The organism is Burkholderia sp. Tr-862, from assembly GCF_011753085.1.
Lineage (GTDB): Bacteria > Pseudomonadota > Gammaproteobacteria > Burkholderiales > Burkholderiaceae > Burkholderia > Burkholderia ambifaria.
In genome coordinates this window covers 52,342-66,017 of sequence record NZ_VWWG01000020.1, presented here as the reverse complement: position 1 = coordinate 66,017, position 13,676 = coordinate 52,342, and the positions used below count along the sequence as shown (strand labels likewise).

The following is a 13,676-nucleotide window of genomic DNA, read 5'->3' as shown; positions in this document are numbered from 1 at the left end:
GTCTGTTGTGGGCTGCGTCGCTGACCGGCGTCGACGGCAAGCCGGCGTCGCTCGCCTCCTTCAAGGGCCAGAAGGTCGTGGTCAATTTCTGGGCGTCGTGGTGCGGCCCGTGCGTCGAGGAGATGCCGGAGCTCGTCGCGCTGTCGCATCAATACAAGCAGAAAGGCATCCGCTTCATCGGGATCGGCGTCGATTCCGACCAGAACGTGAAGAACTTTCTCCAGAAGGTGAAGGTCGACTATCCGGTTTTCGTCAGCGGTTATGCGGGCGCCGATCTGGCCCGTAATTTCGGAAATACGGCCGGCGCGCTGCCATTCACGGTCGTCATCGACGAAACCGGCAAGATTCGCGAGACAAAATTAGGACAAATCCAACCGGCCGAGCTGAGAAAGACCCTCGACGCGTTGTGATCGTCCTGAACGGCCGCCCGCACGTTGGCGGCGATTTGTGCGTCGATCGCCGCAATTTCGCGTGAATTCGCCGATACTTTGCCGCCCCACCGGTAATTCTTGCAGGTCCGGCGCGCCCGGCCGTTCGGCAAAACTAGACAAATTTCTCTAAATAGCGCTAAAGTTCGCGCAATTCCGCAGAAATAGAAGCGACCATGACACGATTGCTGGTGCTGCACGGCCCCAACCTGAACCTTCTCGGCACCCGGGAACCGGAGGTGTACGGCCGCGTCACGCTCGCGCAGATCGATCAGGCGCTTGCCGCGCGGGCGCAGGAAGCCGGCACCGAACTGTCGTCGTTCCAGAGCAACCATGAAGGCGCGCTCGTCGACCGCATCCAGGCCGCGCGGCAGGAACAGACCGATTTCATCCTGATCAATCCCGCCGCGTATACGCACACCAGCGTCGCGATCCGGGACGCGATCGCCGGCGTAGGCATCCCGTTCGTCGAGATTCATCTGTCGAACGTGCACCGCCGCGAAGCGTTCAGGCATCACTCCTACTTTTCCGACCAGGCCGAAGGCGTCATCTGCGGGCTCGGCTGGAAAGGTTATCTGTACGCGCTCGAGTACGCGCTGGACAAGCTGCAAGGCGCGTCGCGCGGCTGATTTCGCGATCTAGATTCAGCGCCGGCTCCTAACCGGCGCTTTCACGTATTGAAAGGGGAATTCCCGATGGATCTTCGTAAGCTGAAAACTCTGATCGACCTCGTTTCCGAATCCGGCATCTCCGAGCTGGAAGTCACGGAAGGTGAAGGCAAGGTGCGCATAGTCAAGAACGCGCCGCCGGTCTACGTGCAGCAGACGGCTGGGTTTGCCCCGCAGGTCAGCGCGCCCGCTCCGTCGGCCGCGCTGCCGACCGACGGCGCCGCCGCGCCGGCCGCAGGCGCGGCAGCCGCACCGGCCGTCCCGCAGGGCCACGTCGTGACGTCGCCGATGGTCGGCACGTTCTATCGCGCACCGTCGCCGGGCGCCGACCCGTTCGTCCAGGTTGGCGACACGGTCAAGGAAGGCCAGACGATCTGCATTATCGAAGCGATGAAGCTGCTCAACGAGATCGAGTCGGACAAGGCCGGCGTGATCAAGGAAATCCTCGTCGAGAACGGCCAGGCCGTCGAATACGGCCAGCCGCTTTTCGTGATCGGCTAAGCCCGCCGCGCGGCCTTGCCGGCCGCGCGCCGCCGATGCTCGCCAGGCGCCGTTCGCGCGCCCCTCGAAGAGACGAATACTCGCTATGTTTGAAAAAATCCTCATTGCCAACCGCGGTGAAATCGCGCTGCGCATTCAGCGCGCGTGCCGCGAACTCGGCGTCAAGACGGTGGTTGTCTACTCGGAAGCCGACAAGGAAGCCAAGTACGTGCGCCTCGCGGACGAAGCCGTCTGTATCGGTCCCGCCCCGTCGAACCTGAGCTACCTGAACATGCCCGCGCTGATCAGCGCCGCGGAAGTCACCGATGCCGAGGCGATTCACCCCGGCTACGGCTTCCTGTCGGAGAACGCCGATTTCGCGGAGCGCGTCGAGCAGTCGGGCTTCACGTTCATCGGGCCGCGCCCGGAAACGATCCGCATGATGGGTGACAAGGTCACCGCGAAGCAGACGATGATCAAGACCGGCGTGCCGTGCGTGCCGGGCTCGGAAGGCGCGTTGCCGGACGATCCGAAGGAGATCGTCAAGATTGCGCGCACGATCGGCTATCCGGTCATCATCAAGGCAGCGGGCGGCGGCGGCGGGCGCGGAATGCGCGTCGTGCACACCGAGGCCGCGCTCGTCAACGCGGTCAACATGACCCGCGAGGAAGCCGGCCGTGCGTTCGGCAACCCGCAGGTGTACATGGAGAAGTTCCTCGAGAACCCGCGCCACATCGAAATCCAGGTGCTGTCGGACGCGCACAAGAACGCGATCTGGCTCGGCGAGCGCGATTGTTCGATGCAGCGCCGTCACCAGAAGGTGATCGAGGAAGCGCCGGCGCCCGGCATTCCGCGCCGCCTGATCGAGCGCATCGGCGACCGCTGCGCGGACGCGTGCAAGAAGATGGGCTACCTCGGCGCGGGCACGTTCGAATTCCTGTACGAGAACAACGAGTTCTACTTCATCGAGATGAACACGCGCGTGCAGGTCGAGCACCCGGTGTCCGAGATGATCACGGGCGTCGACATCGTGCAGGAACAGATCCGCATCGCGGCCGGCGAGAAGATCGCACTGCGCCAGCGCGACATCCAGTTCCGCGGACATGCGATCGAATGCCGGATCAACGCGGAAGATCCGTTCAAGTTCACGCCGTCGCCGGGCCGGATCACGTCGTGGCATACGCCGGGCGGCCCCGGCGTGCGCGTCGACTCGCATGCGTACAATGGCTATTTCGTGCCGCCGAACTATGATTCGATGATCGGCAAGCTGATCACCTACGGCGCGACACGCGACCAGGCGATCCGCCGGATGCGCATCGCGCTGTCGGAAATGGTCGTCGAAGGCATCCACACGAACATTCCGCTGCACCGCGAGCTGATGATCGACTCGAAGTTCGTCGAAGGCGGCACCAGCATCCACTATCTCGAACACCGGCTCGCCCAGAAGCAGCAGGTCGCACCGGAAGAAGCGTAAGCATGAGCTATCGCGAACTCGTCGTCGAACTGGCCCGTGAGCATGCGGAGGCGCTGTCCGACGCGCTGCTCGAACTCGGCGCGCTGTCGGTGTCCGTCGAAGATGCCGACGCCGACACGCCCGACGAACAGCCGCTCTTCGGCGAGCCGGGCCTGGTTCCCGATCGCACCGCGTGGCAGCACTCGCGCGTGATCGCGCTGCTGTCGCCCGATCACGAGCCGGCCGTGCTGCTCGCGGCGGCCGTGAACGAAATCGGCGTCGCCGAGACGCCGAAGTTCGACGTGCGCGAAGTCGAGGAACAGGACTGGGTGCGGCTCACGCAGTCGCAATTCGAGCCGATTCCGATCGGCGAGCGGATCTGGGTCGTGCCGTCGTGGCACGACGCGCCCGACCCCAACGCATTGATCCTCGAACTCGACCCCGGTCTCGCCTTCGGCACCGGCAGCCACCCGACCACGCGCCTGTGCATGGAATGGCTCGAACAGTCGGTGAAGCCCGGCCAGTCGGTACTCGATTACGGCTGCGGCTCGGGCATTCTCGCGATCCTCGCGCGGAAATGCGGGGCGAACCCCGTGGTGGGCATCGACATCGATCCGCAGGCGGTCGAGTCGGCGCGGCAGAACAGCGAGCGCAACCATGCGGAAGTCACGTACGGGCTGCCTGACGCGTGCCCGGCCGGCGAATTCGACATCGTCGTCGCGAACATCCTGTCGAACCCGCTGAAGCTGATGGCGTCGATGCTCGCATCGAAGGTGAAACCGGGCGGGCGCATCGCGCTGTCGGGCGTGCTCGCGCGCCAGGCGGACGAAGTCGCGGCCGTCTATGCGCGCTACGTCGACATCTCGGTCTGGCGCGAACACGAAGGTTGGGTATGCCTAGCGGGAACCCGGCGCGAAAGCCATTAGAATAGCGCTGTCCTTCACTCTGGCCAGCAGGCCGCCCGGCTCGACATGCTTCTTGCGACGCGCTGCCCTCATTGCGAAACCGTCTTCCGGCTGCAGCAGGAACAGCTCTCGCTGCATGACGGGCTCGTGCGCTGCGGACACTGCCACCAGGTCTTCAACGCATCGCAGTCGCTCGTACCTGATCCGGCGCTGACCGAAGCGGCACCGGCCGGGCCGGACGCCGCCGCCCCGCAACACGACGCCGCACCGGCGCGGCTCTTCGCCACCGACGCCCCGGTCGAGCCGGCGTCCGATATCGACTACAAGCCGGAAGGCTGGGACATGTGGGCGCCGTGGCTCGATGCCGGCGTCGATCCATCCTTGCAGCACACCGTGCAGACCGTACGCGCCGAGCCGCTGGTGCCGCTCGCGCTGCCGGCCATGGAGGCCGGTGTCGTTCGCCTGTCCGGCACGCCCGCACCGATTGCCTCCGCCCCTGCCGAGCTGCACGCCGCGGTCACGCAACCGGCCGAACCGGATGCGACGCTGCCCGAAACCGACGCATCGGGCACGTCGCTCGTCGCGCCGACTGCCGAGCCCGACCTGCGCGAACCGCGCTTCGTCGCGCACACGCCCTCGGTCGAACAAGCCGCAGCGGAGCCCGCCGAACCGGTTGGCAACGCGCGCTTCGCGGTGCCCGACGACGAGCACGCACCGCGCGAACCGCGCTTCGCGTTCAGGCCGGCGCAAGCCGTATCCGAACCCGAACCCGAATCCGGACCCGACACCCACGCCGACAAACGCGTGCCCGCACCGACCGCGGCCGCCAGCGAACCGGCCATCCAACCGGCCGCCCAACCGGTCGTACCGTTCCCCGCCGCCCTAACCGATGACGACCGCCCGCATTTCGCCGTGACGCGCGAGACGCGGGAGACGGGTGCGCCGCAGCGACGCGGGATGCTCGGCGGCTTTTTCGGCGGGCTCGTCGCCGTGGCGCTCGCGGCGCTGCTCGTCGCGCAACTCGCGTGGTGGCAGCGCGAAACCGTGATGATCTACTGGCCCGTCACGCAGGGCTGGTTCCGGCAGGCATGCGCGCCGCTCGGCTGCAAGCTCACGCCGCCGCGCGCGATCGACGGCCTGCGGCTCGACGCGACCGACCTGCGCCAGATCGACGGCCCGCGCATGCTCGAGCTGAAGGTGCCGCTGACGAACCGCTACCACGTCGCGCTCGCCTACCCGTCGCTCGAGCTGACGCTGCTCGACGACACGAATCACGTGACCGTGCGCCGCGTGCTCGCGCCGCGCGACTACGTGCGCCCGGGCACGCCGATCGACGCCGGGCTGCCGCCCGGCACGACGCAGACGATGGTCGTCCGTCTCGACACGAACGGCATGCCCGCCTCGAATTTCCGCGTCCAGATCTTCTATCCGTGACGCCCCGCGGCGCGCGCATGCGCGCCGTCTCAACCCGCGCGCCGAAGCGGCGCGCTATTTCGGAGCACGAACATGAGCAAAGTTACGCTGGGTGGCAACCCGATCGATCTCGCCGGCACGTTCCCGGCCGTCGGCTCGCAAGCCCCCGACTTCAAGCTGGTCGGCAAGGACCTCGCCGATCTGTCGCTCGCCAGCTTCGCCGGCAAGCGCAAGGTGCTGAACATCGTCCCGAGCCTCGACACGCCGACCTGCGCGACGTCGACCCGCAAGTTCAACGAAGCCGCGTCGTCGCTCGACAACACGGTCGTGGTCGTCGTGTCCGGCGACCTGCCGTTCGCCGCCACGCGCTTTTGCACGACCGAAGGCCTCGCGAACGTCGTGACGGCTTCGACGTTCCGCGGCGGCCGCGCATTCGCGAACGCCTACGGCGTCGACGTGACGAGCGGCCCGCTGAACGGCCTGACGGCCCGCGCGGTCGTCGTGCTCGACGCCCAGGACAAGGTGATCCACGCGCAACTCGTCGACGAAATCAAGGACGAGCCGAACTACGACGCAGCGCTCGCCGCACTGAAGTAATCCGCTGCCACCCGACCCTGCCGCGCGAGGCCGGACGGCCTCCGCGCACCGGTTGGGTGGCCGCTCCCCTTTGCTCTCTACAGGAACGCACGCCTTGACTACGCTGATTTGCGGCTCGCTCGCCTACGACAACATCATGACCTTCGAAGGCCGGTTTCGCGAGCACATCCTGCCCGACCAGGTTCACCTTCTGAACGTGAGCTTCCTCGTGCCGACGATGCGTCGCGAATTCGGCGGTTGCGCGGGGAACATCGCTTACGCGCTGCACATGCTCGGCGGCGACGCGCGCATCATGGCGACGGTCGGCGCGAACGACGCCGATCGCTATCTCGAGCGTCTCGACAGCCTCGGCCTGTCGAAGGCCAGCGTGCGCGTGGTGCCCGACACGCACACCGCGCAGGCAATGATCACGACCGATCTCGACAACAACCAGATCACCGCATTCCACCCGGGCGCGATGATGGTGTCGCACCTGAACCGCGCGGACGAAGTGGCGGGCGTGAAGCTCGGCATCGTCGCGCCGGACGGCTTCGACGGGATGGTCCAGCACGCCGAGCAATTCGCGAAGGCCGGCGTCCCGTTCATCTTCGATCCGGGCCAGGGCCTGCCGTTGTTCGACGGTGCGACGCTGCGCCGCATCATTGAACTCGCGACCTTCGTCGCGGTCAACGACTACGAGGGCAAGCTCGTCAGCGACAAGACGGGCTGGTCCGAACAGGAAATCGCCAGCCGGGTTCAGGCGCTGATCATCACGCGCGGCGAGCACGGCTCGACTATTCTTCACAAAAACGGCGAAGAACAGATTCCGGTCGTGCAAGCAGAACGTGTCGTGGATCCGACCGGCTGCGGCGACGCCTTTCGGGGCGGCCTGCTGTACGGCATCGAGAACGGCCTCGACTGGGCAACCGCGGGCCGCCTCGCGAGCCTGATGGGCTCGATCAAGATCGCCCACCAGGGGCCCCAAACTTACGCACTGACGCGCGCCGAAATCGACGCGCGCTTCGAGGCTGCCTTCGGGTACAGTCTCAAATGAATATTGTGGGAGAGCAAAGATGTTGACCAAAAAAACCCTCACGCTCGCGGCCATGCTGACGGCCACGCTGACGCTCGCCGGCTGCTTCACGGCGCCGGGCTCGGCGGATGTCTATAGCGTCGGCCAGGCGCAGCGCGAGCAGACCGTCCGCATGGGCACGGTCGAAAGCGTCCGCGCAGTGCGCATCCAGTCCGACGGCGGCGGCAGCGCGATCGGCACGCTCGGCGGCGGCGCGCTCGGCGCGGTCGCGGGCAGCGCGATCGGCGGCGGCAAGGGGTCGATCCTGACGGCCATCGCGGGCGGCCTCGTCGGCGCGGTCGCGGGCAACGCGGTCGGCGAAAACCTCGGCACGGCGAACGGTGTCGAAATCACCGTGCGCCTCGATAACGGCGACCTGCGCTCGATCACGCAGGCGGCAAGCGGCGAAATGTTCCGCGCCGGCGAGCGTGTGCGACTGCTGTCGAGCGGCGGCGTCACGCGCGTCACGCACTAACGAGCATCCTCAGCACGCGGCGCAAGCCGCGGTCGAACGCATGTGCGAAGCTGCACATGCGTTTTTTTTCGTCCGCCATTCGCTGCCGGCCGCCGGTCAGCACTTCGATGAATACGGACGAAAAAAATCCCGCCACCTGAGCCAGATGGCGGGATCGATTGAGTAGCGCTACTCAACCCACGGACACCACATGAGTGTCCGGGTGGTACTGGCCAGCCGCGATTACGGACGGCTACCGGTCGGGAACGGCCATGCCGCTGCCGGGTTGAGCGCGGTCTTCACGCCCGATGCCGGCGCAACCGATGCGGTCGACGCGGTGGTTGCCGGTGCAGCCTTCTTCACGACGGCCTTCTTCGGTGCAGCGGCCTTCTTCGGAGCAGCAGCCTTCTTCGCCGGGGCAGCAGCCTTCGGTGCGGCAGCCTTCTTCGCAGGGGCAGCCTTCTTGGCAGGCGCAGCCTTCTTCGCAGCGGCCTTCTTCGCAGGCGCAGCCTTCTTGGCGGCAGCCTTCTTCGCCGGCGCTGCCTTCTTCGCAGCAGCCTTCTTCGCCGGTGCGGCCTTCTTCGCAGCAACCTTCTTCACTGCGACCTTCTTGGCTGCAACCTTCTTCGCAGCGGCCTTCTTCGCCGGCGCGGCCTTCTTCGCGGCAACCTTCTTCACCGCGACTTTCTTGGCAGCGACCTTCTTGGCTGCAACCTTCTTCGTTGCGACCTTCTTAGCTGCAACCTTCTTCGCAGCGGCCTTCTTCGCCGGTGCTGCCTTCTTCGCGGCAACCTTCTTCACCGCGACCTTCTTCGCAGCAACCTTCTTCACTGCGGCAGCCTTCTTGGCCGGAGCAGCCTTCTTCGCAACGGTCTTCTTGGCAGCAACCTTCTTCGCAGCCGGTTTTTTCTTGGCAGTAGCCATGTTGTTCTCCTTCAGGTTCAGATGAGAGTCAGTTCAAACTACACCCTTCGTCAAAACCCGCTTCCCGCGGACGCTGTTCAGGACGTGCGCTTCGAAGCGGGCTATTCATCGGCGTACGCAGATACCGCGCGCTTACGCTAATGAATACGGTATGGCGCGCGTGACCCCATGGCCTCGCGCGCCAAATCAAGTCGGTAGCCGGCGCACCTCGCGCCGCTACCCCTAATCGCTTGATCAAGCGGACCGCCACACGGCCGTCCGCTTTTTCCGGAGGGAAGTTTGCCCATCCCACTGAAGGGTTCGCAAAGTGCCGATCATGTCGTTGGGCCGTTAAGGCACCGGGCATGCTTTGCATCAGGCGTTCTTGCTCCTAAACCTTGGGCCGGGGCCGAGAGGCCGCCGGCTGCTCCATCATGTGACGAGTTCGCTGCTGCGGGTTATTCCCAGGACAGCGCGCCACCCGTCTGATACTCGATCACACGCGTCTCGAAGAAGTTGCGTTCCTTCTTCAGGTCGATCATCTCGCTCATCCACGGGAACGGGTTTTCCTCGTTCGGGTACAGCGGATCGAGGCCGATCTGCTGGCAACGGCGGTTGCTGATGAAGCGCAGATAGCTCTTGAACATCGACGCGTTCAGGCCCAGCACGCCGCGCGGCATCGTGTCCTCGGCGTAGCGGTATTCGAGTTCGACAGCCTGCTTGAACAGCTCGCGGATCTCGGCGCGGAATTCCGCGGTCCAGAGATGCGGGTTCTCGAGCTTGATCTGATTGATCAGGTCGATGCCGAAATTGCAGTGCATCGACTCGTCGCGCAGGATGTACTGATATTGCTCTGCAGCACCCGTCATCTTGTTCTGGCGGCCGAGCGCGAGGATCTGCGTGAAGCCCACATAGAAGAACAGGCCTTCCATGATGCAGGCGAACACGATCAGCGACTTCAGCAGCTTCTGGTCCGCTTCGAGCGTGCCGGTCTTGAAGGCCGGATCCGTCAGCGTGTGGATGAACGGGATCAGGAATTCGTCCTTCGCGCGGATCGACGTGACCTCGTGGTACGCGTTGAAGATCTCGCCTTCGTCGAGACCGAGCGATTCGACAATGTATTGATACGCGTGCGTGTGGATCGCCTCTTCGAACGCCTGGCGCAGCAGGAACTGCCGGCACTCGGGCGCCGTGATGTGGCGGTACGTGCCGAGCACGATGTTGTTCGCGGCGAGCGAATCGGCCGTCACGAAGAAGCCGAGGTTGCGCTTGACGATGCGGCGCTCGTCCTCGGTCAGACCGTTCGGGTCCTTCCACAGTGCGATGTCGCGGGACATGTTGATTTCCTGCGGCATCCAGTGGTTCGCGCAACCCGCCAGATACTTTTCCCACGCCCACTTGTATTTGAACGGCACCAGCTGATTGACGTCAGTCTGGCCGTTGATGATGCGCTTGTCCGCAACGTTGACCCGCGCTTCCGAACCGCCAGCGGGAACAGCCGATGCTTGCGGCGGCACCGCAAGATCGCCTTCGAAAATGTCGCGGACCTGATGGGCGGCAGGCGCTGCCGCCTGCATTCCGACAGCCATCCCTGCGGAGGTGCGCAACGCGTTCTGCTGCGCTCCGCTCGCGGGGGTTACGGCAGTCTTCTCGTCATCCCAGTTGAGCATAAATTCTCACCATCAATTTAGAACGGTTTGTACCATCTTTTCCTGAGCGATAAAAGGGTTCGCTCACGAAAAATCCTTTTTTCGATTCGCGTTGCGACCTCGATACAACACTTTGAGCAACGCATCGTCGTTCATGCAGCGCGCGACGCGTGTCGCACGTGTATCGCGAGGTGCGCTCGACGCATCGAACGCTGATCGAAACGCGACGTCGTCGGGGATGTTTCGATCGCTCGTCACTGCCTGCAACGCGAGTGTCGCGTTACAGATTCCTTATCATTTTTTTAGTTGAGAGCGGCGCACACTTCAACCTCGATCGGTTGTCATGCGCGCCGCACGAACCTCAGGTCATACGCGCTGCGTTACTGGCAGGCTTCGCACTCGTCGAAACCCGCATCGCCCGGACGCATCGTGCACACCGGACCGTCTGCTTCGACCGGCGCCAGCGCCGCTGCCGCATTGACCGCGCCCGACGATGCATCGCCGCCTGCCGCACCGAAGCCGCCTGCCGCGCCTTGCGCGCCGCCGCTGCTCGAGCCGCCGCCTGCACCGCCCGTCGGCACTGCGTTCAGCGCGCCGTGCGCGACCGTCGACTTCTCGACGTGCGTCGCCGCCATCGTGCGGAGGTAGTAGGTCGTCTTCAGACCGCGCAGCCACGCGAGCTTGTAGACCTCGTCGAGCTTCTTGCCCGACGCGCCGCCCATGTAGATGTTCAGCGACTGCGCCTGGTCGATCCACTTCTGGCGACGCGATGCCGCTTCGACCAGCCACGTCGGGTCGACTTCGAACGCGGTCGCGTAGATCGCGCGGAGGTCGGCCGGGATGCGGTCGATGCGCGACAGCATGCCGTCGAAGTACTTCAGGTCGGCGACCATCACTTCGTCCCACAGGCCGCGTTCCTTCAGGTCGCGAACGAGGTACTCGTTGACCACCGTGAACTCGCCCGACAGGTTCGACTTCACGTACAGGTTCTGGAAGGTCGGCTCGATGCACGCCGACACGCCGATGATGTTCGAGATCGTCGCCGTCGGCGCGATCGCGACGCAGTTCGAGTTGCGCATGCCGTGTGCCGCGATCCGCGAGCGCAGCGTCGTCCAGTCGAGCGACGCCGACGTGTCGACCTCGACGTAGCCGCCGCGTGCTTCCGTCAGCAGCTTCAGCGTGTCCTGCGGGAGGATGCCGCGATCCCACAGCGAGCCGCGGTAGCTCGAGTAGCGGCCGCGTTCCTCGGCCAGCTCGGTCGACGCGTAGTACGCGTAGTAGCAGACCGCTTCCATCGAACGATCGGCGAACTCGACCGCCGCGTCCGACGCGTACGGCGTGCGCAGCAGGTGCAGGCAGTCCTGGAAACCCATGATGCCCATGCCGACCGGACGGTGCTTCAGGTTCGAGTTACGGGCCTTCGGCACCGCGTAGTAGTTGATGTCGATCACGTTGTCGAGCATGCGCATCGCGACGCTGATCGTGCGCTTGAGCTTGTCGTGGTCGAGCGCGTAGCTGCCGTCGGCCTGCTTCACCAGGTGGGCGACGAGGTTCACCGAGCCCAGGTTGCACACCGCGATTTCGGTGTCGCTCGTGTTCAGCGTGATTTCCGTGCACAGGTTCGACGAATGGACGACGCCGACGTGCTGCTGCGGCGAACGCACGTTGCACGGATCCTTGAACGTGATCCACGGGTGGCCCGTTTCGAACAGCATGCCGAGCATCTTGCGCCAGAGTTGCTGCGCCGGGATCTTCTTGAACAGCTTGATCTCGCCGCGCGCGACCTTGTCTTCGTAAGCCGTGTAAGCCGCCTCGAACTCCGCGCCGAACTTGTCGTGCAGGTCCGGGCAGGTCGACGGCGAGAACAGCGTCCAGTCGGTGCCTTCCATCACGCGCTTCATGAACAGGTCGGGAATCCAGTTCGCCGTGTTCATGTCGTGCGTGCGGCGGCGATCGTCGCCGGTGTTCTTGCGCAGCTCGAGGAACTCCTCGATGTCGAGGTGCCACGATTCGAGGTACGCGCACACCGCGCCCTTGCGCTTGCCGCCCTGGTTGACCGCGACGGCCGTGTCGTTGACGACCTTCAGGAACGGCACCACGCCTTGTGACTTGCCGTTCGTGCCCTTGATATGCGAGCCGAGCGCACGCACGCGGGTCCAGTCGTTGCCGAGACCACCGGCGAACTTCGACAGCAGCGCGTTTTCCTTCAGCGCTTCATAGATGCCGTCGAGGTCGTCCGCGACCGTCGTCAGGTAGCACGACGACAGCTGCGAGCGGTGCGTGCCCGAGTTGAACAGCGTCGGCGTCGAGCTCATGAAGTCGAAGCTCGACAGCACGTTGTAGAACTCGATCGCGCGCGTTTCGCGGTCGATCTCGTTCAGCGACAGGCCCATCGCGACGCGCATGAAGAATGCCTGCGGCATTTCGATGCGGGCGCCTTCGACGTGCAGGAAGTAGCGGTCGTATAGCGTCTGCAGGCCGAGGTAGCCGAACTGCAGGTCGCGGTTCGCGTCCAGCGCTTCGCCGAGACGCTTCAGGTCGAACTGCAGCAGCTTGTCGTCGAGCAGGCCGGCATCGACGCCGCGCTTCAGGAACTGCGGGAAGTATTCCGTGTAGCGGGTCGACATCTCGGCCTGGAGCACTTCCTCGCCGAGGATCTCGCGGCGGATCGTGTGCAGCAGGATGCGGGCCGTGACCTGGCTGTACGCCGGGTCCTTTTCGATCATCGTGCGCGCCGCGAGGATCGCCGAGTCGTAGACCTGGCTCATCGGCACGCCGTCGTACAGGTTCTTCACCGTCTCCGCGACGATCGGCTCAGGGTTAACCGCAGCGCCGAGACCGGCGCATGCCGACACGATCAGCTCGCGCAGCGCGTTCATGTCGAGCGGGCGCGTGACGCCGTTGTCGACGACGTTGATGCCCGCGCTCGCCTCGCCGCCCGCTGCCGCCGCTTCTTCGCCCGCATGCTGGCGCTCGAGGTGGCGCTTCTCGCGATACAGCACGTACGCACGCGCGACGTTGTGCTCGCCGCCGCGCATCAGCGCGAGTTCGACCTGGTCCTGGATGTCTTCGATATGGAACGTACCGCCGTTCGGACGGCTGCGCACGAGCGCGCGCACGACGCTGTGCGTGAGCTGCTCGACCTGCTCGCGCACGCGCGCCGATGCCGCGCCCTGCCCGCCGTTGACGGCCAGGAAAGCCTTGGTCACCGCGATCGCGATCTTCGAAGGCTCGAACGAGACTACGCTGCCGTTGCGGCGGATCACCTTGTAGTCGGCGAACGTGGCCTGCGGCGCGAGCGCCTTCGCGCCCTGTTCGGTCCCGCCGAGCGGACGGCTCGAGGCGCTCTCGTACTGGGACGTCGCGTTGTCGGTGGTTTGCATGTGCAAAGCTCCTGGTGTTGGATGGTGCGGAGAGAACCGCGGATTAAAACGAACGCTGCGCGATGGAGTGCGCGAGCGGTAAGAGGCGAGCGATGCGGCGGGGAAGCCGGTGCGGTCGATGCGCGACAACCGGTCCGGTCGTGTGCTTCGTCATGTGTACCCTGCCCCGTCGAAGTTCGCTGCGCTTGATCGCGACGCCCGGACCGTCCGGCCCTGGCGCGCCGCCCTGAGAACCCTGTCCGCCGGCGTTGGCCGCCGGCCGGTGCCGCTCGGGTTTCCCCTGCGACACACA

At 65.1% G+C, this 13,676-nt stretch carries 13 protein-coding genes; 9 read left to right on the top strand and 4 right to left on the bottom strand.

What is annotated here, in order from left to right; all coding sequences use genetic code 11:
- The 9 genes from F3J14_RS09375 to F3J14_RS09335 all read left to right on the top strand — a co-directional run.
- A partial coding sequence (locus F3J14_RS09375) for a TlpA disulfide reductase family protein (protein WP_166722730.1) occupies positions 1–410 on the top strand: 410 nt, incomplete at its 5' end.
- Between the two features lie 194 nt (positions 411–604).
- Positions 605–1,057 (top strand): type II 3-dehydroquinate dehydratase, encoded by a 453-nt coding sequence (aroQ, locus tag F3J14_RS09370; protein WP_166722729.1) that lies wholly within the window; start codon positions 605–607, stop codon positions 1,055–1,057.
- A gap of 66 nt (positions 1,058–1,123) precedes the next feature.
- Entirely contained in the window at positions 1,124–1,597 is a 474-nt protein-coding gene (gene accB, locus F3J14_RS09365) for an acetyl-CoA carboxylase biotin carboxyl carrier protein (RefSeq protein ID WP_166722728.1), read from the top strand.
- A gap of 85 nt (positions 1,598–1,682) precedes the next feature.
- Positions 1,683–3,050, top strand: coding sequence for an acetyl-CoA carboxylase biotin carboxylase subunit (accC, locus tag F3J14_RS09360; RefSeq protein ID WP_006752252.1), 1,368 nt, complete (start codon positions 1,683–1,685; stop codon positions 3,048–3,050).
- Between the two features lie 2 nt (positions 3,051–3,052).
- A complete protein-coding gene (gene prmA / locus F3J14_RS09355) occupies positions 3,053–3,955 on the top strand; it encodes a 50S ribosomal protein L11 methyltransferase (RefSeq protein WP_166722727.1) in 903 nt (300 codons plus the stop codon).
- Positions 3,956–4,000: 45 nt separating this feature from the next.
- The gene (locus F3J14_RS09350; RefSeq protein ID WP_166722726.1) at positions 4,001–5,368 is read left to right on the top strand and encodes a DUF3426 domain-containing protein; all 1,368 of its coding nucleotides are present in this window, start codon (positions 4,001–4,003) and stop codon (positions 5,366–5,368) included.
- 72 nt (positions 5,369–5,440) lie between these two features.
- Positions 5,441–5,944 (top strand): thiol peroxidase, encoded by a 504-nt coding sequence (tpx, locus tag F3J14_RS09345; RefSeq protein ID WP_006758913.1) that lies wholly within the window; start codon positions 5,441–5,443, stop codon positions 5,942–5,944.
- Positions 5,945–6,038: 94 nt separating this feature from the next.
- The gene (locus F3J14_RS09340) at positions 6,039–6,977 is read left to right on the top strand and encodes a carbohydrate kinase family protein (RefSeq protein ID WP_166722725.1); all 939 of its coding nucleotides are present in this window, start codon (positions 6,039–6,041) and stop codon (positions 6,975–6,977) included.
- Positions 6,978–6,996: 19 nt separating this feature from the next.
- Positions 6,997–7,470, top strand: coding sequence for a glycine zipper 2TM domain-containing protein (locus tag F3J14_RS09335; protein ID WP_006752247.1), 474 nt, complete (start codon positions 6,997–6,999; stop codon positions 7,468–7,470).
- Positions 7,471–7,692: 222 nt separating this feature from the next.
- Here the strand turns inward: F3J14_RS09335 and F3J14_RS09330 are convergent, their stop codons facing one another.
- The 4 genes from F3J14_RS09330 to F3J14_RS09310 form a co-directional block, all read right to left on the bottom strand.
- Positions 7,693–8,373 (bottom strand): histone H1-like DNA-binding protein, encoded by a 681-nt coding sequence (locus tag F3J14_RS09330; RefSeq protein ID WP_166722724.1) that lies wholly within the window; start codon positions 8,371–8,373, stop codon positions 7,693–7,695.
- 28 nt (positions 8,374–8,401) lie between these two features.
- Positions 8,402–8,728 carry a hypothetical protein gene (locus tag F3J14_RS09325; protein ID WP_166722723.1) on the bottom strand — a complete coding sequence of 109 codons (327 nt, stop codon included), beginning with the start codon at positions 8,726–8,728 and terminating at the stop codon, positions 8,402–8,404.
- Positions 8,729–8,810: 82 nt separating this feature from the next.
- On the bottom strand, positions 8,811–10,022 hold the full coding sequence (locus F3J14_RS09320) for a ribonucleotide-diphosphate reductase subunit beta (RefSeq protein ID WP_166722722.1): 1,212 nt from the start codon (positions 10,020–10,022) through the stop codon (positions 8,811–8,813).
- A gap of 359 nt (positions 10,023–10,381) precedes the next feature.
- Complete coding sequence (locus tag F3J14_RS09310; protein ID WP_166722720.1) at positions 10,382–13,384, bottom strand: ribonucleoside-diphosphate reductase subunit alpha; 3,003 nt, start codon at positions 13,382–13,384, stop codon at positions 10,382–10,384.
- Positions 13,385–13,676: the final 292 nt, after the last annotated feature.